At 42.2% G+C, this 20,206-nt stretch carries 19 protein-coding genes; 9 read left to right on the top strand and 10 right to left on the bottom strand.

The window, feature by feature from the left end; genetic code table 11:
• Positions 1–67: 67 nt before the first annotated feature.
• The 4 genes from trkA to def all read right to left on the bottom strand — a co-directional run bounded on the left by trkA (position 68) and on the right by def (position 4,863).
• Positions 68–1,441 carry a Trk system potassium transporter TrkA gene (trkA, locus tag OFY17_RS03835; RefSeq protein WP_263529379.1) on the bottom strand — a complete coding sequence of 458 codons (1,374 nt, stop codon included), beginning with the start codon at positions 1,439–1,441 and terminating at the stop codon, positions 68–70.
• A gap of 423 nt (positions 1,442–1,864) precedes the next feature.
• Entirely contained in the window at positions 1,865–3,214 is a 1,350-nt protein-coding gene (gene rsmB, locus OFY17_RS03830) for a 16S rRNA (cytosine(967)-C(5))-methyltransferase RsmB (protein WP_263529378.1), read from the bottom strand.
• 57 nt (positions 3,215–3,271) lie between these two features.
• Complete coding sequence (gene fmt / locus OFY17_RS03825; RefSeq protein ID WP_263529377.1) at positions 3,272–4,273, bottom strand: methionyl-tRNA formyltransferase; 1,002 nt, start codon at positions 4,271–4,273, stop codon at positions 3,272–3,274.
• Between the two features lie 74 nt (positions 4,274–4,347).
• The gene (gene def / locus OFY17_RS03820) at positions 4,348–4,863 is read right to left on the bottom strand and encodes a peptide deformylase (protein WP_263529376.1); all 516 of its coding nucleotides are present in this window, start codon (positions 4,861–4,863) and stop codon (positions 4,348–4,350) included.
• Positions 4,864–5,153: 290 nt separating this feature from the next.
• Between def and dprA the strand changes: the two genes are divergently transcribed.
• Positions 5,154–6,485 (top strand): DNA-processing protein DprA, encoded by a 1,332-nt coding sequence (dprA, locus tag OFY17_RS03815; protein WP_263529375.1) that lies wholly within the window; start codon positions 5,154–5,156, stop codon positions 6,483–6,485.
• A 31-nt stretch (positions 6,486–6,516) separates the two neighbouring features.
• Here the strand turns inward: dprA and OFY17_RS03810 are convergent, their stop codons facing one another.
• On the bottom strand, positions 6,517–6,936 hold the full coding sequence (locus OFY17_RS03810) for an RNA-binding S4 domain-containing protein (protein ID WP_263529374.1): 420 nt from the start codon (positions 6,934–6,936) through the stop codon (positions 6,517–6,519).
• 45 nt (positions 6,937–6,981) lie between these two features.
• On the opposite strand from OFY17_RS03810, the gene cysQ reads away from it, so the two are divergent.
• On the top strand, positions 6,982–7,845 hold the full coding sequence (gene cysQ, locus OFY17_RS03805) for a 3'(2'),5'-bisphosphate nucleotidase CysQ (protein ID WP_263529373.1): 864 nt from the start codon (positions 6,982–6,984) through the stop codon (positions 7,843–7,845).
• A 76-nt stretch (positions 7,846–7,921) separates the two neighbouring features.
• On the opposite strand, the gene OFY17_RS03800 is transcribed toward cysQ, so the two are convergent.
• Positions 7,922–8,503, bottom strand: a complete 582-nt coding sequence (locus OFY17_RS03800; RefSeq protein WP_263529372.1) for a TetR/AcrR family transcriptional regulator — start codon at positions 8,501–8,503, stop codon at positions 7,922–7,924.
• Positions 8,504–8,591: 88 nt separating this feature from the next.
• Here OFY17_RS03800 and fabF point away from each other — a divergent pair, with 88 nt between their 5' ends.
• Complete coding sequence (fabF, locus tag OFY17_RS03795) at positions 8,592–9,860, top strand: beta-ketoacyl-ACP synthase II (RefSeq protein ID WP_263529371.1); 1,269 nt, start codon at positions 8,592–8,594, stop codon at positions 9,858–9,860.
• 92 nt (positions 9,861–9,952) lie between these two features.
• Here fabF and lpdA read toward each other — a convergent pair whose 3' ends face one another.
• A complete protein-coding gene (lpdA, locus tag OFY17_RS03790; protein WP_263529370.1) occupies positions 9,953–11,368 on the bottom strand; it encodes a dihydrolipoyl dehydrogenase in 1,416 nt (471 codons plus the stop codon).
• A 165-nt stretch (positions 11,369–11,533) separates the two neighbouring features.
• Here lpdA and OFY17_RS03785 point away from each other — a divergent pair, with 165 nt between their 5' ends.
• The 5 genes from OFY17_RS03785 to OFY17_RS03765 all read left to right on the top strand — a co-directional run bounded on the left by OFY17_RS03785 (position 11,534) and on the right by OFY17_RS03765 (position 16,555).
• Positions 11,534–12,106, top strand: coding sequence for a TetR/AcrR family transcriptional regulator (locus OFY17_RS03785; RefSeq protein ID WP_263529369.1), 573 nt, complete (start codon positions 11,534–11,536; stop codon positions 12,104–12,106).
• Positions 12,107–12,247: 141 nt separating this feature from the next.
• Complete coding sequence (gene lpxM / locus OFY17_RS03780; protein ID WP_263529368.1) at positions 12,248–13,240, top strand: lauroyl-Kdo(2)-lipid IV(A) myristoyltransferase; 993 nt, start codon at positions 12,248–12,250, stop codon at positions 13,238–13,240.
• A gap of 36 nt (positions 13,241–13,276) precedes the next feature.
• On the top strand, positions 13,277–14,203 hold the full coding sequence (gene hemF / locus OFY17_RS03775; RefSeq protein WP_263529367.1) for an oxygen-dependent coproporphyrinogen oxidase: 927 nt from the start codon (positions 13,277–13,279) through the stop codon (positions 14,201–14,203).
• Positions 14,204–14,300: 97 nt separating this feature from the next.
• A complete protein-coding gene (aroE, locus tag OFY17_RS03770) occupies positions 14,301–15,107 on the top strand; it encodes a shikimate dehydrogenase (RefSeq protein ID WP_263529366.1) in 807 nt (268 codons plus the stop codon).
• Between the two features lie 284 nt (positions 15,108–15,391).
• Positions 15,392–16,555, top strand: coding sequence for a GNAT family N-acetyltransferase (locus tag OFY17_RS03765; RefSeq protein WP_263529365.1), 1,164 nt, complete (start codon positions 15,392–15,394; stop codon positions 16,553–16,555).
• 11 nt (positions 16,556–16,566) lie between these two features.
• Here the strand turns inward: OFY17_RS03765 and hmpA are convergent, their stop codons facing one another.
• Positions 16,567–17,757: an NO-inducible flavohemoprotein gene (hmpA, locus tag OFY17_RS03760; RefSeq protein ID WP_263529364.1), complete on the bottom strand. Its 1,191-nt coding sequence runs from the start codon at positions 17,755–17,757 to the stop codon at positions 16,567–16,569.
• Between the two features lie 187 nt (positions 17,758–17,944).
• Between hmpA and norR the strand changes: the two genes are divergently transcribed.
• Complete coding sequence (norR, locus tag OFY17_RS03755; RefSeq protein ID WP_263529363.1) at positions 17,945–19,516, top strand: nitric oxide reductase transcriptional regulator NorR; 1,572 nt, start codon at positions 17,945–17,947, stop codon at positions 19,514–19,516.
• Positions 19,517–19,521: 5 nt separating this feature from the next.
• On the opposite strand, the gene OFY17_RS03750 is transcribed toward norR, so the two are convergent.
• The gene (locus OFY17_RS03750) at positions 19,522–19,944 is read right to left on the bottom strand and encodes a group II truncated hemoglobin (RefSeq protein ID WP_263529362.1); all 423 of its coding nucleotides are present in this window, start codon (positions 19,942–19,944) and stop codon (positions 19,522–19,524) included.
• The gene (locus OFY17_RS03745) at positions 19,934–20,146 is read right to left on the bottom strand and encodes a hypothetical protein (RefSeq protein ID WP_263529361.1); all 213 of its coding nucleotides are present in this window, start codon (positions 20,144–20,146) and stop codon (positions 19,934–19,936) included. Before OFY17_RS03745 ends, OFY17_RS03750 begins: the two co-directional genes overlap by 11 nt.
• Positions 20,147–20,206: the final 60 nt, after the last annotated feature.

The following is a 20,206-nucleotide window of genomic DNA, read 5'->3' as shown; positions in this document are numbered from 1 at the left end:
TCAGGTATCACAGTTTTTAATAGTCGTTTTCGTTCATTCTACATCTATTAGATTGGAACCTATTAGATCAGAAGAAAGTTAGCCCAACCTGGAAGAGCTGCTCAACCGCTGGGATTTGTTTTTTGTTGGTGACGAATATGATGACATGGTCTTCTGCTTCAATCACTAATTCTTTAGTGGCAATGATTAGCTCTTCTTCACGAACGATAGCACCAATAATGGCACCATCAGGTAAGTTTAAGTTCGCGATACTACGGCCAACCACTTTAGAGGATTGGAAATCTCCATGTGCTACTGCTTCGAGTGCCTCTGCAGCGCCTTTACGCATGGAGTGAACATTCACAACATCACCGCGTCGGATAAAACTTAATAATGAACTTGTGGTGGTTTGTTGTGGTGATATCGCGATATCAATCATACCTTCTTGAACAATATCAACATAAGCTGGGTTGTTGATAATGGTCATAACGGTTCTTACACCTAGCACTTTTGCCAACATGGAAGCCATGATGTTGGCTTCATCATTATTGGTTAATGCACAGAATACATCGGTTGATTCTATATTCTCTTCGAGGAGTAGTTCCTGTGTAGAGGCGTCACCATTCAGGACAATCGTATTGTCTAATGTTTCTGATAAATATCGGCATCGCTCGGCATCGCGTTCTATGATTTTAACCTTGTATTCTTTCTCTAAACTGCGAGCAAGTCGTTCACCTATGTTACCCCCTCCTGCAATAATGATGCGCCTATACGGGTTATCTAGAGGGCGTAATTCACTCATAACATCTAATACATCACGTTGAGCCGTCAGGAAAAACACTTCATCGTTAGCATGTATTTTTGTATTGCCATCAGGTGAAATAGATTTACCGTTACGATAAATTGCTGCAATTCTGGTGCGGATAGAAGGCATGTGCTCCTTCAAATAGCTGATTGGTTGGTCGATAAGTGGACCTCCCTTCTCGGCTTTTACTACCACTAACTGGACCCTACCTTCGGCAAATTCCATGACTTGTAACGCACCCGGATAACGAATGAGCCTGCTTAGATGTTTAGTAACCTCTTTCTCTGGACTAATTCGAACATCCATAGGTAAAGCCTGATCACAAAATAGCTCTGGGTATTTTGAGTAAGCACTAGAGCGGATACGGCCAATTTTTGTGGGAGTCTTGAAAAGAGTATGGGCAACCTGACATGCCATCATATTCGTTTCATCTTGGTTACTTACGGCAATTAATAAATCTGCATCATTACACCCAGCTCTTTCTAACACATCTGGGTGCGCGCCATTGCCTTCTACAGTTTGTATATCAAGCCTGTCTTGTAGTTCTCTAAGGCGGTCTAAATTAGTATCAATTATGGTTACGTCGTTATCTTCACTGGCTAGGTTAGCTGCTAATGTACCGCCAACTTGTCCTGCACCGATTATGATAATTTTCATATGTTGCCTTAGAGTCTAGTACTCAAAAATTGTAAAAAGGCTTATCTATCGCCCATTTCTACTGACTAGTTAATGAAGTATATGTGGCCTTGATTTTACTCTCATCATAAATAGAAATTAACCAGAACTTAAAAATAGTCGATATTATTTTCGCTGACGATTATTTTCCTATTTTGGCCGTTCTCATAGACTAATTTCATATTGCTTTTAGATAGGGTTTATATTTACCGAGCTATGGACTGGTGATTAGGTCGTGTCAGTTAAAGGTATTTTTGATACAGACTTGCCGCAATTGGTAACAGTTTATAGAGTGCACATAAAGAAGGGGCATTGTTTCATGTGAAACAATGCCCCTTCTTACTCTACGATTTTTCTAAAACGATCAGAACATTAAGAGTCCATAATTGTAGTAGCTGAAATGACTCAAGCTTTCTTTTTTAGCAGACAATAATAAAAACCATCGTGACCATTTTCGTTGGGAAAAAGTTGTCTTCCGTGGCTCACCTCTATCCCCCACTCTATTTTTAGTGTCTCGTTTAGAGAATTTAATGGGATTTCATGGGCATCTTTTTGGGTTTCCAGAAAGTCAGCTATTTGTTGTTCATTTTCTTCTGGAAGTAGAGAGCAGGTTGCGTAAAGCATATAACCATTTGGTTTTAATGTTTTCCATACATTATTTAAAATGGCTTTTTGAATGACAAGTAACTCTTCAATATCAGCAGGCTTTCTGTTTATTTTGATATCAGGGTTTCTTCTTATTACACCTGTAGCAGAACAAGGAACATCGAGAAGGATCTTGTCGAATTGATTATTGTCCCACCAAGCCGATAAATCTGAAGCATCAGCACAGATAAGATCGGCTTGATAAGAAAGGCGTTCGAGATTCGATTCGATTTTCTCTAATCGCCACGGCTCTAACTCTACGGCTGTAAGCTCTATAAATGGAGACATTTCTAGTAAATGGCCTGTTTTACCCCCCGGCGCTGCACAAGCATCTAGTATTTTATCTCCGTTTTTTGGGGACAAAATATGTGCAGATAATTGTGCCGCCTCATCTTGTACACTTACCTCACCATCTAGAAAATTTGGTAGCTGATTTACTCCAACTGCTTTTTTAAGGTATAGAGAAGTTGGGGAATATGGCCCTTCAAAGCAATCTATACCCTCTTCTTGTAATTTTTCTATGTATGTTTCACGTGAAACTTGCTGCTCATTTACGCGTATGCACATAGGCGGGCGACTGTTTCCAGAAATTATAGTTTTCTCAAACTGTTCACTCCAATGCTTTTTAAAACGCTTAACTAGCCATTTTGGATGGTTGAATTCGACAGACGGCATCTTTATCAGCTGATCGATAATTTCGCTCTCTTCTCGCTGGTAACGCCTAAGTACTGCATTGATAAGTTTGGTTGCCCATTCTTTATCAAGGTAACGACAAGCCTCGACAGATTCGTTGATTGCTGCATGATCTGGAGTATTCATGTATTTCAATTGGTAGAAGCCGAGCAATAAAAGAGCATATAAATCGGTGTCTTTTTCTTCGAAGGGATGTGCTAATAAATGAAGCCCAATGCTGTTCAATTTTGGGTATTGATGGCAAACACCAAAGCATAACTCTTTCAACAAAGGTGCGTGCTCGATTGCCACGCTCGACTGGTGTCTCGCCAACTGAGTGCTAAGAGAGCCTTTTTTGAGAAGAATGTTGCTAAGCACTTTAATCGCAACATGTCTTGGCTTTTGGTGTACTGAGTTTGTGTCTGCAGACGTCATCATAGTTACTCGTTTGTGCTTAGGTGGGGTGTATTAATAACAAAGCTAGCGTTGGCAAAACTAGTTGTTTTCATTGTTTGAAGACGTTAGCTTTTGTCCTACTTGCAAGGCTGCTTTATGTTTGCCATTAAGCGCATCTTGAACCGACATACGCTTGCTGCCCGCAAATTGAATACTCGTAATTAAGATGCAGCCATCTCTTGTAGATACCAAAAGACCCTCTTTAGTTGCTGCAATAATTTCACCGGTGCTTGCGTTAGTCGTACTTGCGTTAGTAGAAGTGTCTGAAGGCTGAGCTGCGTGAATCTTCATAATGCCAGCTTGGCTTGTTGTGAAAGCGGTCGGCCAAGGCGATAGACCACGAATTTTTCGAGCAATGGTCTCCGCATCTTCGGTCCACTCTATATCACCTTCCTGCTTTACCAGCTTAGCGGCATAGCATGTGAGGTTTTCATCTTGCTGTACTGGCTCAAGCTTATCTGCCTGCAGAAGATCTAAGGATTGAATCAGCGTCTGTCCACCTAAGTCTGCTAACTTGTCATGTAGGCTGGCTGAGGTATCTGTTTCTTCAATCTCACAATATGATTTAAGTAACATATCTCCTGTGTCCAATCCCACATCCATTTGCATGATGGTGATACCGGTTTCTTTATCGCCAGCGATGATGGCTCTATGGATAGGAGCTGCACCTCTCCATCGTGGCAATAGAGAAGCATGAACATTAATACAACCTAGTTTAGGTGTATCTAAAACCACCTGAGGCAAAATGATTCCATAAGCCGCGACAATCATAAGGTCTGCATTTAAGGCTGCAAGTTCAGCTTTGTCGTCCTCGTTTTTGAAATTTAGAGGTTGGAAAACGGGAATATTGTGAGCTAGAGCTAATTGCTTTACTGGACTTTGAACAAGCTTTTGCCCTCTCCCTGCTGGTCTATCTGGTTGAGTGTAAACACCGACTAACTCATATTGCTTAGCTTCTCGGTTATCAAGTAAGGCTTGTAAGCTTGCGGCCGCAAACTCAGGGGTGCCGGCAAAAACGATTTTTAAAGGAGAGGTTGGCATGACAGTGTCCTTAACAAAAAATCAGGCGATTGCCTGATTTTGTAATAAATATTGATGCACGATATAAAAGAAATTTAGCCTCTTTTGGCAGCTAGCTTTTGCGCTTTTTCCAACTTGCCTTTAATGCGATTACGTTTCAATGGAGAAAGGTAGTCGACCATAAGTTTACCATCTAGATGATCTACTTCGTGTTGTACGCATACCGCTAGCAATTCATCTACTTCCATTTCAAACGGTTTGCCGTGACGATCTAAGGCTTTCACTGTCACTTTGGCTGCACGATATATGTGTTCGTAAAAACCAGGTACAGATAAACAGCCTTCTTGGAATTCATTTGGCGCATCATCGATGATATCGAATTCAGGGTTTATAAATACGATAGGTTCGTTTCGCTCTTCTGAGAAATCCATAACAACGAGGCGGTGGTGATAATCCACTTGTGTTGCTGCAAGCCCCAAACCATTTTGGTCATACATGGTATCTAGCATGTCATCAATTTGAGTTTGCAACTCATCAGTAAACTCTGTGATAGGTTGTGCGACTTTTCTCAAACGTTTGTCTGGGTATTCAAGTACAGGTAAAACGGCCATGATTCTTATCCAATGAAAATATCTTTGTTCAGCAAGAGAGTTACCACTCTCTATATTTTATACGTCTATTGTAACGTAACTGCTCAGCTTGAGCAGTGATCTATTGATGCATTTGGTGAATATATTTCTATCTCTTAGATAAAAAATACCAATATCAAACTGATCTATCTATTGCCCCCTTTAATGCTAATTACGTCATCGCTGCTGGATGAACTAAACTGACAATACCTAATGCTTCATCAGATATGCTGCATGGGGTATTTGTTGGATGATTTGAAAGGATGCTAGTCATGGATATCTCTAATATAAATGAGCCCAACGCTACGGGGTTATCACTGGTGGATTGGCTAAGTTTAAGCTTTGTGTCTGGAATAGGCCCTGCTCGACTCTCGCGGTTATATACGTATCTAAGCCACCCTAATTTAGCACTATCAGATAATCAGCAAAAAACGGATAGTAAGCAAAGCTTACTGATAGAGCCTAGTTCCAAACCTTCTGGTAGCTCCATTATTTCCTATGAAGTTTTGACATCGCTAAAGTGGCCTGATCTGACGGCTCAACAAGCAATGGCCTATTTATCCACGGGCAAACTCACATCAGAGCAAGAAGCAAAGAAAGCCATATCACTCGCTTGGTTAGCCGAAGACAACCATTACATTTTGCTTAGGCATACCCCCTACTACCCAGATGACCTAGAGGAAATTAGTACAGCACCTGCTTTCTTCTATCTTGAAGGGTCTTTAAAAGGTTTGAGTCTTCCTAAAGTGGGTATTGTCGGCGCTAGAAAATGTACTCGTTATGGACATGACATAACCTTTAGACTTGCCGCTGAGCTTTCAGCTCGAGGTGTTTGTGTGGTGAGTGGTGGCGCTATCGGTGTTGATACTGCAGCACATTGTGGCGCTCTTTCAAGTACAGACTCACCGACCATAGTAGTTATGGGAACAGGCTTATTACACCCTTATCCAGCTAAAAACATTACCTTATTTCATGATGTACTAGAAAAGGGTGGCGCTCTGATAAGTGAGTATCCTCTTATGACGACGCCTAGACCTCACCTTTTTCCGCCTCGAAATCGAATTATTAGTGGTTTAAGTAAAGGAGTATTAGTGACTGAAGCCTCAGTGAAGAGTGGATCATTGATTAGTGCTAACTATGCGGTACAGCAAAACAGAGAGGTGTTTGCTGTACCTGGGCGAGTCACCGACCCCCAATCGTTTGGTTGCTTTGAATTATTGAGGCAAGGGGCAACCTTGATAAGAGGTGTTGACGATATTTTAGAAGAACTGCCAAATTTAGGCCTTTTAAAAAGCGACCAATCTAAACCAGAGATGGAAGCGACACAATCAGAAGCAAGCTCTAATGTTTCACGTGAAAGAATACATTTGGCAGTAGAGGAGTCTCATCAGGATAGGGAAACGTTTCAAAAGCTACCCGAAGATGCTTCTGAGGCTGCACAGGTGGTATTAAAGGTTTTAGATAAGGAAGAAGGCAGCCCGCTAGATTTCGATCGGTTAATCGTTATGAGTGGGCTTGAGGCAAATCAAATGATGCAGGCGCTGATAGAATTAGAACTGTCTTCATGCATTGAAAACAGGTCTGGCTTATATTTCCGAATTTAGTAATGAAGTCACGTTTGAGATAAAGATATTCTTAATCTAGGTCGCTGAAAATATCTTTCTTTAACTGCTTAATGTCCCTACGCTCTTTCTTATTTGGCTTGTGATCAGACATGATACGCCCGCCAAAGGACTTATTCTCTAGCGCTCTTTTCGCGCGTTTCTCAACAGACTCCGGTGTTTCCTCATAAAGCAGTTGAGCTTCAGGAGCGCCTCTCCGTTGTTCACTAATCGCTTTAATCTCGACGACTTTTTCATCCCAACCAATACGGATACCAACTAGCGCACCGACTTCTACATTACGACTCGCTTTGCCCTTGCTACCGTTATAAGTCACCTTGCCACCGTCAATAGCGTCTTTACATATTGATCGTGTTTTAAAGAAACGCGCTGCCCAAAGCCATTTATCTAGTCTAACCGCTTGTGGAGAAGCCTGCTTTTCTGGTTTACTCATAACTACGTACTGACCCTATTCTGTTGTCATCATTTAGAGGCTGCCATGCAGGAAGCAATAACACACCCTACTTATTTAGCATTGAGAAAAATAATACATGAAGCAGCGGATGCTATCATGAATATTTATCAAGGTGCAGATTTAGGTGTTGAAGAAAAAGCGGATGATAGCCCTGTTACTGCGGCTGACCTAGCCGCCCATGAAATTATCCTAGCGGGTTTGCAAACACTTACTCCTGATATTCCTGTGTTGTCAGAAGAAGCTGTTATCCCTTTTGAGGTTCGCTCAAAGTGGCCTATCTTGTGGCTTGTTGATCCTCTCGATGGCACTAAAGAATTCATTAAGCGAAATGGTGAATTTAGTATCAACATTGCTTTAGTGGAAGACGGCGTTCCTATCTTGGGAGTGGTGTATTTACCGACCACGACAGAAGGTTATTTTGGTGTCACCAAAGCTTGGAATAACCTGCCTGTAGGAAGCATAAAATGGCAAGGTGATGATGCCCATGAGCCTATTAAATTGCGTGAACCAAGAGAGCCTATAGTAGCTATGACAAGTCGTAGCCATGGCCCTGCCCTGCCAGCTGATTTAAAAGAAAGCTTAAAACGTGATTTTGAACAAGTGCGTGAGTTGCCAAAAGGCAGCTCAATTAAAGGCTGCCGAATTGCCGAGGGGATAGCGGATATTCATTTGCGCCGCGGCCCAACCAGTGAGTGGGACACTGCGGCTCAGCAAGCCATCATTGAAGCTGCTGGCGGTATGCTGGTTACGCCTCAAGGTAAACCTTTTCGTTACAATCAAAGAGAAACGTTACTTAACGGACACTTCTTTATCACAGGACCTCAGCTGGCTCCCTATGTAACGGATTGGTATCTCAACCATAATGACGAGAACCTAGACCAAGACTAAATCAACCTAATAGCCACAGTAGAAGTGAATACTTACATATGCAAATGCTTCTCTTTTCCAATATGCTTTTTTAACACTATTTGGAATGGCTGTTTAGTGTATTGATAATTCGTTCTTGTGCACGCTTTATAAAATCGCTTTGTCGTACAGCGTTAAAAGATCGTGCAATTGTGACTGTTCCTACTAAAGAAATGACCGTTTCTTCCGCAACTTCCTTGGGTTGTGTTACCCCTCTTTTTAATAGAATCCCACTAAGACGATCGACCAGTGAATCAAAGCAACTTTGATAGACCTGTCTAACCTTCTCATCTTTATGTGCTGCATCCGTGACTAAAAATTCTAGTGGCGATGGATGCTCTTTATCGTTTTTACTCCAACTCAAATAGCGAGTAACAAGTGCTTTTAAATGCGTTTCTTTTGTTTCTGTTTGCTTTTGATTTCGAGCCCAAAATCCATTGGAAGAAGCAAACTCCATAGCGGCTTCATACAAACTACTCTTTCCCGAAAAATGAGCGTAAAAAGCGCCGTGGGTCATGTTGGCCTTTTTCATAATTTCAGTAAGCGTTACTCGATCAAAGCCGTGAGAACAAAACAGTCGTGCCGCAGCATGCAATATACGTTGGCGGCTTTGTTCTTTATGTCTGGCTGTATAAGGCATATATAACCTCCTGAATATTATCTTGATCATATATAGAGTCACATTAGCATGTGCTGTGTTGTTATGCAGACATATTTAGGAGGCTTGCATGAAATTCTCAGAGCGTATTGTTATTACTGGAATGGGACTAGTTTCACCACTAGGTGTTGGTGTTAATGAGGTTTGGCAACGACTGATTAATGGTCAATCCGGTATTAGTGCATTACCGACCTCAATATCGGACGGCCTTTCTACAAGTATTGCCGGTCAGGTGCCGAGCCATGAGGAACAAGCTAATGGACTAAACGAAGATGACTATCTGAACCCAAAAGAAAGAAAGCGAGTAGATCTGTTTACATTATTTGCGTTAGCTGCGGCTAAAGAAGCTTTGTCTCAGGCAAACTGGTTCCCTTCATCAAATGAAGATAAGGAAGCCACAGCGACAATCATTGCGACAGGGATAGGTGGTCTACCTACTATTACGCAAGCGCACACTGTATTGGAGAAGCAAGGTGCTAGGCGTTTATCTCCTTTTACTGTACCTGCTTTCTTAGCAAACTTAGCAGCAGGTAATGTATCCATTAAATACGGTTTTAAAGGCCCTATTGGTACACCTGTTACAGCTTGTGCAGCAGGTATACAAGCAATAGGGGATGCTATGCGTATTATTCGGTCTGGAGAAGCTAGTATTGCTTTAGCTGGTGGCACTGAGGCATGTATTGATCCATTGTCCTTAGCAGGCTTTGGCGCACTAAAGGCGTTGTCAAAAAATAACCTTGAACCTCAACAAGCATCAAGACCGTTTGATAAAGACAGAGAAGGCTTTGTGATGGGGGAAGGAGCTGGATTAGTGGTATTAGAAACACTGGAGCATGCTCTTTCTCGAGGGGCTACACCTTTGGTGGAATTAGTTGGCTATGGCACGAGTGCAGATGCGTATCACCTGACAGCTGGACCTGATAACGGTGAAGGGGCAGCTCGAGCAATACAGGCGGCATTGAAGATGGCAAATATTGATACTTCACAGATTGGTTATGTGAATGCCCATGCTACTTCTACCCCTGTTGGGGATAAAGGTGAAATCAATGCTTTAAGATCTGTATTTAAAAGTGAGCTATCAAACGTGGCTATCTCTTCTACCAAGTCGGCAACCGGTCATTTACTCGGTGCAGCAGGAGGAGTTGAAACTATTTTTAGTGCGCAATCTTTATTAACTGGCATGCTACCTCCAACCTTGAATTTACATAATGTCGATGAGGCCATGGCGGACTTGGATCTTGTGCCTTTGGTTGCACGTGAAAAAGAGGTTGATTATGTGTTGTGTAATGGTTTTGGTTTCGGTGGGGTTAACGCAGCTGTTATTTTGAAGCGTTACTAACTTGGACGTTTGAATGTTATTAAATAGAAAAGGGTTCCACTAGAAAGTCTTCTAGTGGAACCCTTATGGCATAGCATATGTATGCTTGCGTTTTAGCTTGTACGTTTTAATTTGGCTTTCTTATTAGGCAGATCGGTAATACTGCCAACACCCACCTCTGCGGCTAGACCAACAGTCTCATGCAAACTTGGGTGGGCGTGAATGGTGAGAGCTACGTCTTCCAGTGTTGCACCGAATTCAATGGCTAGTGTTAGCTCACCTAATAGTTCGCCAGCATGGGAGCCGACAATACCTGCGCCAAGCACTCGCTCGGTTTCTTCATCATAAATGAGCTTAGTTTTTCCTTGGGTAACGCCTGAAGCAATAGCTCGTCCGCTAGCCGTCCATGGGAAAGCTGCGGTTTTAACTACAAGACCTTGCTGCTTAGCTTCGGTTTCTGTTAATCCCACCCAAGCCACTTCAGGGAAAGTGTAGGCAATAGAAGGGATTGCTAGAGGCTCGAAGTCCACCTTATGCCCAGCAATAACCTCAGCGGCTATATGCCCTTGATGGGCGGCTTTGTGTGCCAGCATAGGTCCATGAGTGACGTCACCAATAGCAAAAATATTGGGTACAGATGTTCTTCCTTGGTTATCAGTTAGTACAAAACCTCTTTCATCTATATTAACTCCTATTTCAGGCACCCCTGCTTTTCTACCGTTAGGCGAGCGTCCTACGGCTACCAAGACGGAATCTACATTTAAGGTTCTTTCACCACCCTTGTCTTTTAGAGAAACAGCTAATGTTTCAGGAAAGGCTTGAATATCCGTAACCTGAGTCTTAGTCAAAAATGTCATTCGATCTTTGTTGGCTTGCTCAAATACACGTACTAGATCTTTGTCTGCACCAGTCATGATTTGATCGCCTAGCTCAGCAACGGTGATTTCTGAACCAAGTGATTGATAAACCGTCGCCATTTCTAGGCCGATAATCCCTCCCCCTAATATTAATAAATGTTTAGGGATGTTATTGAGTTGAAGCGCACTGGTTGCATCAAGAATACGAGGATCATCATAAGGGATAAATGGCAGCCGAATAGCACGTGAACCAACAGCGATAATGGCGTTTTTAAAATTCAGTTTGGTTTCACTATCCCCCTGTTTAACCGTGATAGAGGTAGTGCTATCGAACTCCCCTTCCCCATGAATGACATCGACGTTGCGCCCTTTAGCCATCAACGCAAGGTTGCCTGTTAATGTGTCGACGGTTGTTTGGCGGTGCTTACGAATGGCATCGAGATCGATAGTGGGCTGATTGAAAGCCACCCCATGGGCAGGTTCATCCACCATTCTTATCTTCCCTGCAATGTGTAAAAGTGCTTTTGAGGGAATGCAGCCAACATTTAAGCAAACACCGCCAATGGCTTGGTGTCTTTCGACCATGGCTACTTTTAAACCTAAATCGGCTGCTCTGAAAGCGGCAGCATAGCCACCTGGGCCACTGCCTAATACTACAAGATCGTATGTCATATCTTTTTCCTTGAGAAAATACTGTCGAGTTTCTAGCGGATAGGAAGTACTAAACTCTTATCTACCTATCACATGGTAGATAGAATATAGCTTGTCAATTTCGCTTAAGTCAATAAAATACCTATCACTAGATAGATAATATTTTATGAGGTCTGCGGCGTTACTATGGTGAGTGATAAGGTAAATACAAAATCCAAAATACAGGATGTTGCAGAGGGTTTTATTATTAAGGGCGGCTATGACTCCTTTAGCTTTCGGGATATTGCGGAGGCTGTCGGAATAAAAAGTGCGAGTGTTCACTATCATTATCCGACCAAGGGAGATTTGGTTGCCGCTGTAATGGCTCGTTATATTTCCCACTTCTCAAGTCAGCTTCCTGATCCCCTTTCAGTCGAGCTAAACCCAATTGAAATGCTACATGGCTTTATTGATGGCTTTAAAGTGAAAGTCGTTGATCAGGGAAATATGAGCCTGTGTACTATGCTGACATGGAATAAAAGTGTGTTACCTGATGTGGTATGCGAAGAGCTAGCGAGCTTTTATAACATCATCTTGGATTGGCTGATTAAGATCTTTATGCGCTTGGACTCTGTGAATGATGAAAAAGCGCAATTACAAGCCAACCAACTTTTTGCTTGCCTTCATGGTGCTTCTATTCTTGCTCAAGGTACAAATAATGCTAATTGCTTTGATCAAGCCGTTGCTTATTGGCGAATGACTTACCCGTTAACTGCATAGTTAGTGAAAGGTTTAGTTAGTGAAAGGTTTAGTTAGTGATGGGGTTAGCTAGTGAAAGATTCAGTTTGCTAAAAGCTTCATTCGCAAAAATAGCGGCGCTATATAAAGGGAGATACCCTTAAGGTAATATGGGTATCTAAAATGAGACCTCCTTCTTTTCTAAATGATTCGGATCAAATGAGTACAGCAGATAAAAATATACATAACCCGCAATTCCAATGGCGTTTTTTAGCTCCTCAGTTTTGGGGGACATGGTTAATTGTCTTAGTAGCAATACTATTAGCTTACTTGCCTTTTCGGCTCCGAGATAAGCTCGCTAACAAGCTTGTAACCTTAGCTATGAAAAAGCAAACAGGTGCCTTAAAACGTGCTCGTATTAATCTGCAATATTGTTTTCCAGATAAAAATCTAGCAGAAAGAGAGGACATCCTTCGTCGAAGCTTAGAGGTGGGAACGCAGTTTTGTTTGGCTTACGGTGAACTTTTTGTACGTAGCGAAAAATATAAGAAGAGCCGTACCGAAATTATCGGTGGTGAGAACCTCTTCCCTTACTTAGATAATGGCGAAAATGTTATTACTCTGGTTCCCCATTGTTGGGCAATCGATTTTACTGGTTCATTGATTGCCTCCTTAGGCTATACCTTAACTACCATTATGAAGCCCCATAAAAACCCATTAATCGACTGGATCATGCACAAACAAAGAATGCAGTATGGTCGTGGTGTTGTTCATCCACGTAGTGCAGGCGTTAAACCCTTTTTACAGTCTGTTCGTAAAGGTTATGTGGGCTATTACTTACCAGATGAAGATTTAGGCTTACAGCATTCCGAATTTGTACCCTTTTTTGGTACTAATAAAGCCACAATTAAAGGTTTAGGCAAGTTAACGAAATTATCTAAAGCGCACATTGTTCCTATGTTTCAAGCTTACAACGCGAAGTCTGGTAAGTATGAACTTCATATCTTCCCTGAGTTAGAAAACTTCCCAACAGGGGATGATAAAGAAGACGCCATTCTTATGAATAAAGCATTAGAGGCGATGATAGAGCCTAATGTTGAACAGTACATGTGGATACTAAGCTTATTGAAAAGCCGTCCTGATAGAAGTGATATTTATCAGGGAGAAGTACGCTAGCTTTCTTTAACATTCTCTATAAGGCTTCCCATTACTATGGCCAATACATCAACCGTGCCAGATATACAGGCATTTAAGCGTTACTTGCTTTCACTACAAGATCATATATGCGATTCGATAGAATCTCTTGAGCCCTCTACTAAATTCCATGAAGACGCGTGGGATAGAGAAAATGGCGGTGGCGGTCGTACTCGTGTCATTGCCAATGGTGATGTTATTGAAAAAGGCGGCGTTAATTTCTCCCATGTATTGGGAGATAAACTTCCCCCTTCAGCAACGGTAAATCGTCCAGAGTTAGCTGGTGGTCGCTTTGAAGCGCTTGGCGTCTCTCTGGTTATTCACCCCAAAAACCCCTTTGCCCCTACGTCCCATGCGAATGTTCGTCTATTTATCGTTTATAAAGAGGACATGGAGCCTGTATGGTGGTTTGGTGGTGGTTTTGATCTGACACCATATTATGGATTTGATGAAGACTGTATCCATTGGCACCAAGCTGCCCATGATGCTGTTGAGCCTTATGGACAAGGTTATTATCAAAAATTCAAAAAATGGTGTGATGAGTATTTCTATTTAAAGCATCGTGGGGAGCCCCGTGGTATTGGTGGTTTGTTTTTTGATGATTTTAATGAAGGCAGCTTTGAGCACTGCTTAGCCATGGTGGAATCCGTTGGTAATGCTTATACCAAAGCTTATATGCCGATCTTAGAACGTCGTCACTTGTTGCCATTTACTGATCAACAAAGAGACTTTCAGCTGCATCGCCGGGGTCGCTATGTAGAGTTTAATTTGGTGTTTGATCGAGGAACGCATTTTGGCTTACAAAGTGGCTTAGGTCGCACTGAGTCAATTTTAATGTCTCTCCCTCCCGAAGTGCGTTGGACATATGAATACCCAATAGCCCCTAATAGCGAAGAGTCTAAATTGACGGATTACTATCTAACATCGAAAGATTGGCTAGCTTAGAGCGCATAACGCGACCTGTAGAAGCATCATAAGAAGGGGTACCGTTAAAGAGGTATTTCTTAAGAGAATGAGTAAAAAGAATAAAAGAGGAATCGTTTTGGACCAGTACGCCGTTTTTGGTAACCCAATTGCCCATAGTCAGTCACCTAATATTCACATGCATTTTGCCAAAGAAACTCAGCAGGCTATTAACTACACCCGTATTTTGGGTGACGATGTTGAGTTCGAAAACCAAGTACGTGAGTTTTTTGCGAAAGGTGGTAAAGGACTTAACGTAACTTCGCCTTTTAAAGAGCGCGCTTTTGCTATGTGCGATGTGTTAAGTGAAAGAGCAGAACTCGCTGGCGCCGTAAATACTTTAATGATCAAAGAAAATGGCGAGCTGTTTGGCGATACGACGGATGGTGTTGGTATGGTGACAGACATCATAAACAATAATCAGCAGTCTTTGAAAGGCAAGCGTGTCTTAGTAATAGGTGCTGGTGGCGCTGTTCAAGGAATCCTAAAAAATGTCTTAGATGAAAGTCCTTTATCTGTAACCATTGCTAATAGAACTGTATCGAAAGCAGAAGCCCTTGCAGAAAAGTTTTCTTGTCTTGCTTCTTCTTTTGAAGATTTGGAAGGAGCCTTTGATATTATCATCAATGGCACGACAGCCAGCCGCTCAAGCAGCCTACCGCCACTGAAAGATGAGCTCGCTAATGAAAGTACATGGTGTTATGACATGACCTACGGTAAAGGTAGAACTATCTTTTTGCAGTGGGCAGATGACCACGGAGCAACAGGTACGGATGGTTTGGGGATGTTAGTCGGTCAAGCTGCGGAGTCCTTCTCTATCTGGCGGAATGTGCAACCAGATACTGCCTCCTTGTTAGCGAGTATGCGTCAACAACTAGAAGCCTAGGGAAGGTATGAACAAGTCCACTGGTTTCAGCGTGTGGATAAACCTTTATTATTCGAGGCAAGATTCGCCGTCCAATATTGAACATATTGGCAAGAGGCTTAACAAAGAATAAAAAGTGTTTAGCCCACGTCCTTCGGGTCTTTCAGAAAAACGGCCTCTCTGTGTTAAGAGTGATAGAAAGGTATTAACATTCCTGCTCACTCTTGCCTTAATAGACCGTTTCACTGATAAGACTGAAACTCAGAAGGCTTATTCGCACCTTCCCTAGATTAGGTAAAAAAGTTATGAAGGCACAATGGTTTAGCTCTTTGGATCAAATAGGTGAGGCTCAATGGCAAGCTGCTATTGGTAAAACCAGTTACCCATTTGCCCAGTTGGCCTTCCACAAAGCACTCGAGCAAAGCCAATGTTTAGGTGACGGTACCGGCTGGTATCCAGAGTATTTGTTAGTAACTGATGATGACGATACTCCTATTGCTATTGCGCCAACCTATTTAAAAACCCACTCTCAAGGCGAATTTGTCTTCGATTGGTCATGGGCTGATGCCTATCAGCAACATGGTCTACAGTATTACCCGAAGCGTATTTGGGCGGTGCCCTACTCCCCTGTTACTGGGCCAAGAATATTCTCGCGTTTAGAAGAGCATCAAGAAGAAGCAGAACTTTTGCTGCATCTGTACCCATCGCTTGCAGATCTAATTACAAAAGCCAATCAAGAAAGAGGCTTTTCTAGTTGGCATTTACTCTTTTCTGAAGGGGATAAAGCAGAAATTCTCGCAAAGGATGAGTCCTTTCTACATCGTATATCTTGTCAATTCCATTGGTTTAATCGTGACTATAAGGATATGGCTGACTACTTTTCCCATTTTTCCAGTCGGAAGCGAAAATCTGCTCGAAAAGAACGTGAGAAAGTATTGGCTCAGGGTATTTCCCTCGATAGGAAGCTCGGCAGTGAATTAACGGAAGAAGAGATAGCATTTTTTTACCAGTGTTATCAATCCACTTACGCAAAGCGAGGTCAGCAAGGCTACCTTTCTTTGGCCTTCTTTCAACAGCTAGTGGACAGCATGGGGGAGCAAATTTTGCTGGTACAAGCACGCCGCTCAGGCGAACCCATTGCGGCTTCTTGGTGTTTTTTTGATGATAAGTCACTGTATGGCCGTTATTGGGGGTGCGTGGAAGAAATTGATTGCCTGCACTTTGAAGCATGCTATTACCAAGGAATAGAGTTCTGTCTAGAGAGAGGTTTACAGCACTTTGACCCAGGTACTCAAGGCGAGCACAAAATAGCGCGAGGCTTTGAACCTGTTTTTAGCCATAGTATTCATTACATAGAACATGAAGGTTTTCGACACGCTATTGCGCGCTTCTGCGAGGAAGAGGCTCAAGCAGTGCGTGAGTATCATAAAGATACCCACGCTTTGTTACCTTTTAAAGAAGCCCCCTAAAGTAAAAGGGTTTAAACGTCTTGGTGTGGGCCAAATACTTCATAATGGATGCGCTCTCCACTGACACCTAGGCTTAGCAGTTGCTGTTTAACATTCATCATAAAGCCAATAGGTCCACAGAGGTAATAGTCCCCTGTTTCTAACGGGAGAGAATCTTTAATGGGCTCTAATACCATTTGCCCTTCAAACACACCTTCTTGATCATCATCTAGTTGTTCATACCAAGTCTGTATATTAAGGTCTAATGAGCTCTTTAGATTGTTTACATGCTCTTTAAAAGAGTGGTGGCTAGCTTTGGGACAAGCATGTAAGTAATGAACTGGTTGGGCATATTGCTGTTTCGCTAATGTGTCTAGCACAGCTTGCATAGGGGTTAAGCCAACACCACCGGAAATAAGAACAACAGGCTGTTGTTTGTCTTCAAAACAGAAGTCGCCCGCAGGCGGCATAGCCTCAATGGTATCGCTAACATTAACTTGATCGTGCAAGTAATTTGACATGATACCGGCGATTTGACCTGTTGATTCACGTTTAACGCTAATACGGTAAGTTTCTTGGTTTGCTGTAGTGGAAAGAGAGTACTGGCGAATTTCTTCAAATTCGTTATCTTTCGGTTTTATCTTTATACCTAAATATTGACCAGCCTTATAATCTATTACTTTTTTCCCGTCCACAGGTGCAAGAACAAAGCTGGTTACTCGTTCAGACTCTGGTGTTTTAGAGATCACCTTAAATGCTCTGAAGTCTTCCCAGCCTCCTTGCTCATTAGCATTTTGTTTATATAAGTCCCCTTCAATCTTAATGAAAATATTGGCGAGTTGTTGATAGGCTGCAGTCCACGCCTCTTCTACTTCAGGGGTAAAGGCGCCTGGCACAAGCTCGCGTAGAGTCTCTATCAAATGGTGGCCGACAACATCGTATTGGCTGGGTTGAATATTGAAACTAGTATGCTTGTGGGCAATGCGCATCACTGCACTGGTAAGCACTTCTAAATTATCAATGTGCGTAGCGTATGCAGCGATAGCATTAAACAAAGCGGTTGGCTGGCGGCCTGTGCTTTGGTGGCTCATGTTAAATATATTCTGCAGCTCAGGGTGATGTGTGAACAGACGATTATAAAAGTGCTCTGTAATAAGGGTATTGGCTGAGACAAGTAAAGGAATAGTAGATCGTACGGTATCAATATGTTGTTGGGATAGCATGGCCGCTCCTCAAGTAAAGAATAAATAGATACCATCTATATAGCGAAGTTTGTGCCAAATAAAATTTACATATAAAACAATAGCTTAGTTATTTGTAAATCTATTTGAGTCATTATGACTTAGACAAAATAAGAGTCAAAAAAATTTTTATGTGTCAAAATGACCTTGTCTTCTATGGAGTCTTGAGATGAGTCAAATTTCTAATAATGCTTTACTTAGTTTTGCCTTAGACCTTGCTAGTGCCGTAACACAGCAAAACCGTTTTTCAGAACTTATTCATGCTATTCGTAGCGCAATAAATTGTGATGCAGTGGTTTTGCTTGTTCACAGTCATGGTGTATTAACGCCACTTGCTCAAAAAGGTTTATCTGATGACCTAATGGGACGACGCTTTATCATAGATGAACACCCTAGATTCAAAGCTATATGTGAAGCTTATTACCCAATTCGTTTTCCATCGGACTCCAGTTTGCCAGACCCCTATGATGGCATGGTGCTAGGGCATGAGGGGCACCTAAAAGTACACTCTTGTATGGGCATCCCGCTTCATATTGAGGGGCGATTAATTGGTGTTGTCACGTTAGACAGTGTTACTCCCGGTGTTTTTGAAGATATATACTCCAGAACCTTGGAAGTGATTGCCACCATGGCCGCGATAACCTTGAACACAGCCATGTTGATGGAAAAACTTGAAGACAATAATCTACGTGCTCAGCATGTTTTTGCTGCTATGAATGAGCAAGTTCGCGTCAAAGACGGCGGTGAAATGATTGGGCAAAGTGATGCTATGAGCCGCCTAAATCAAGTGATTGACCTAGTTGCGGCTTCTGATTTGGCCATTCTCATCGAAGGTGAAACGGGTGTCGGGAAAGAGCTGGTGGCCAGAAAGATACACCAAGAGTCAAATCGTTCATCTGCACCTATGGTTTATGTTAACTGTGCATCTATACCTGATAATCTTATTGAAAGTGAACTATTTGGTCACGTTAAAGGGGCATTTACAGGGGCTAATAGTGATAGGCAAGGTAAGTTTCTGTTGGCAGATGGTGGGACACTGTTTCTAGATGAAATAGGTGAGCTCCCCATTGAGGTTCAAGGCTCGCTGCTTAGAGCGATTCAGAACCAAGAAATTCAAGCTGTTGGTAAAGATCAAGTTCGTAAAGTTGATGTACGAATTATAGTGGCAACAAACCGACACCTAGAAACGGAAGTAAACGAAAAGCGCTTTCGTGCAGATTTATTTCATCGCCTTAGTGTATTTCCAATTCAAGTCCCTGCTCTACGAGAACGTACAGGCGATATTCCTCTTCTAGTGGGCTTTTTCGCTGAAGGCTTTCGGCGCAAGCTGGGCTTACAACAATTAACTGTTTCGAGTTCAGCTATTGAATTGTTAGAGGGCTATCACTGGCCTGGTAATGTTCGTGAATTGGAGCACACCATATCGCGGGCATCGCTATTTGCTAAAGCTGAAGCTCCCACAGGCATTACCACTATCATGTCTGAACATATTGTAGGGTTACAGATAGATAGAAATGAGAGTAAACAGAAACAAAAATCAGAAAAGCCTTTATTTATAGAACAAGAAAAAATAAATTTTCGTTTAGAAACAGAGTCTTATCAAAAAACAATGATTCTAGCCGCATTAAAGAAAGCGGATGGGAATTGGAGTAAAGCATCCCATTATTTGTCGATGGATAGAGCCAACCTAGCACGCTTAGCAAAGCGGCTAGGTATCAAGGTCACCAAAACCGTGGAATGAAGTGATTAGAGGCTATTTTTAATCGTGCTTACTTGGCGAATACGTTCGGCAGGGAATTCCAGTTGTGGAAGGAGGTAATCTTTTAATTCTTGTGAGTAGCCACATTCATCCAGTGCTGCGCTCATACAGTTTAGCCACATGGCTTTTTCTTTTTCGGTGACGATTAAGTGGGCGTGAGCCTGTGGTAAGTGAATTTTTCCGTAGGTTTTAGCGAAGAGACGTTCGCCACCCATCCAGCCAGATAAAAAAGCGACTAGCTTATTAATAGTTAACTTTGTGTCTTCTGGATGCATATCAAACAGAGGTCGGTATGCTTCTGTGTGTTCCATCAAGCGATAAAAAGTTTCAACAAGGTTTTGTAGGCCTGTTAATCCCCCAACGGCTTGTAACGTAGCGTCACCTTCCCCGTAGACTGGGTTACTTTTCATTATCAGGCTCGTGTTGGCGTTTTTTAGCTAGAGCCGCTTCGTCCATTTTTACTGAATTTCTATAACCACCTACTGTTGCCAAAGCACCAATAATAAGGCTCATATACATAGGCAGGGCAAATATCATAGTAATGGTCACGAAAATACAACCTACTGCTAGGCCTTCAATAAAAGGTTTTGTTTTCTTAGTTAGAATTTTCATAGTTTTCTCCAAAATCAAAATTAGTGGCAGTTTAGCAAAATTCATTGCTTGTGTTGCTAC

The sequence above is a fragment of the Marinomonas sargassi genome (genome assembly GCF_025716875.1).
Classification (GTDB): domain Bacteria; phylum Pseudomonadota; class Gammaproteobacteria; order Pseudomonadales; family Marinomonadaceae; genus Marinomonas; species Marinomonas sargassi.
Note: the sequence above shows the minus strand (reverse complement) of the source record. Positions and strands in the feature narration are given on the sequence as shown.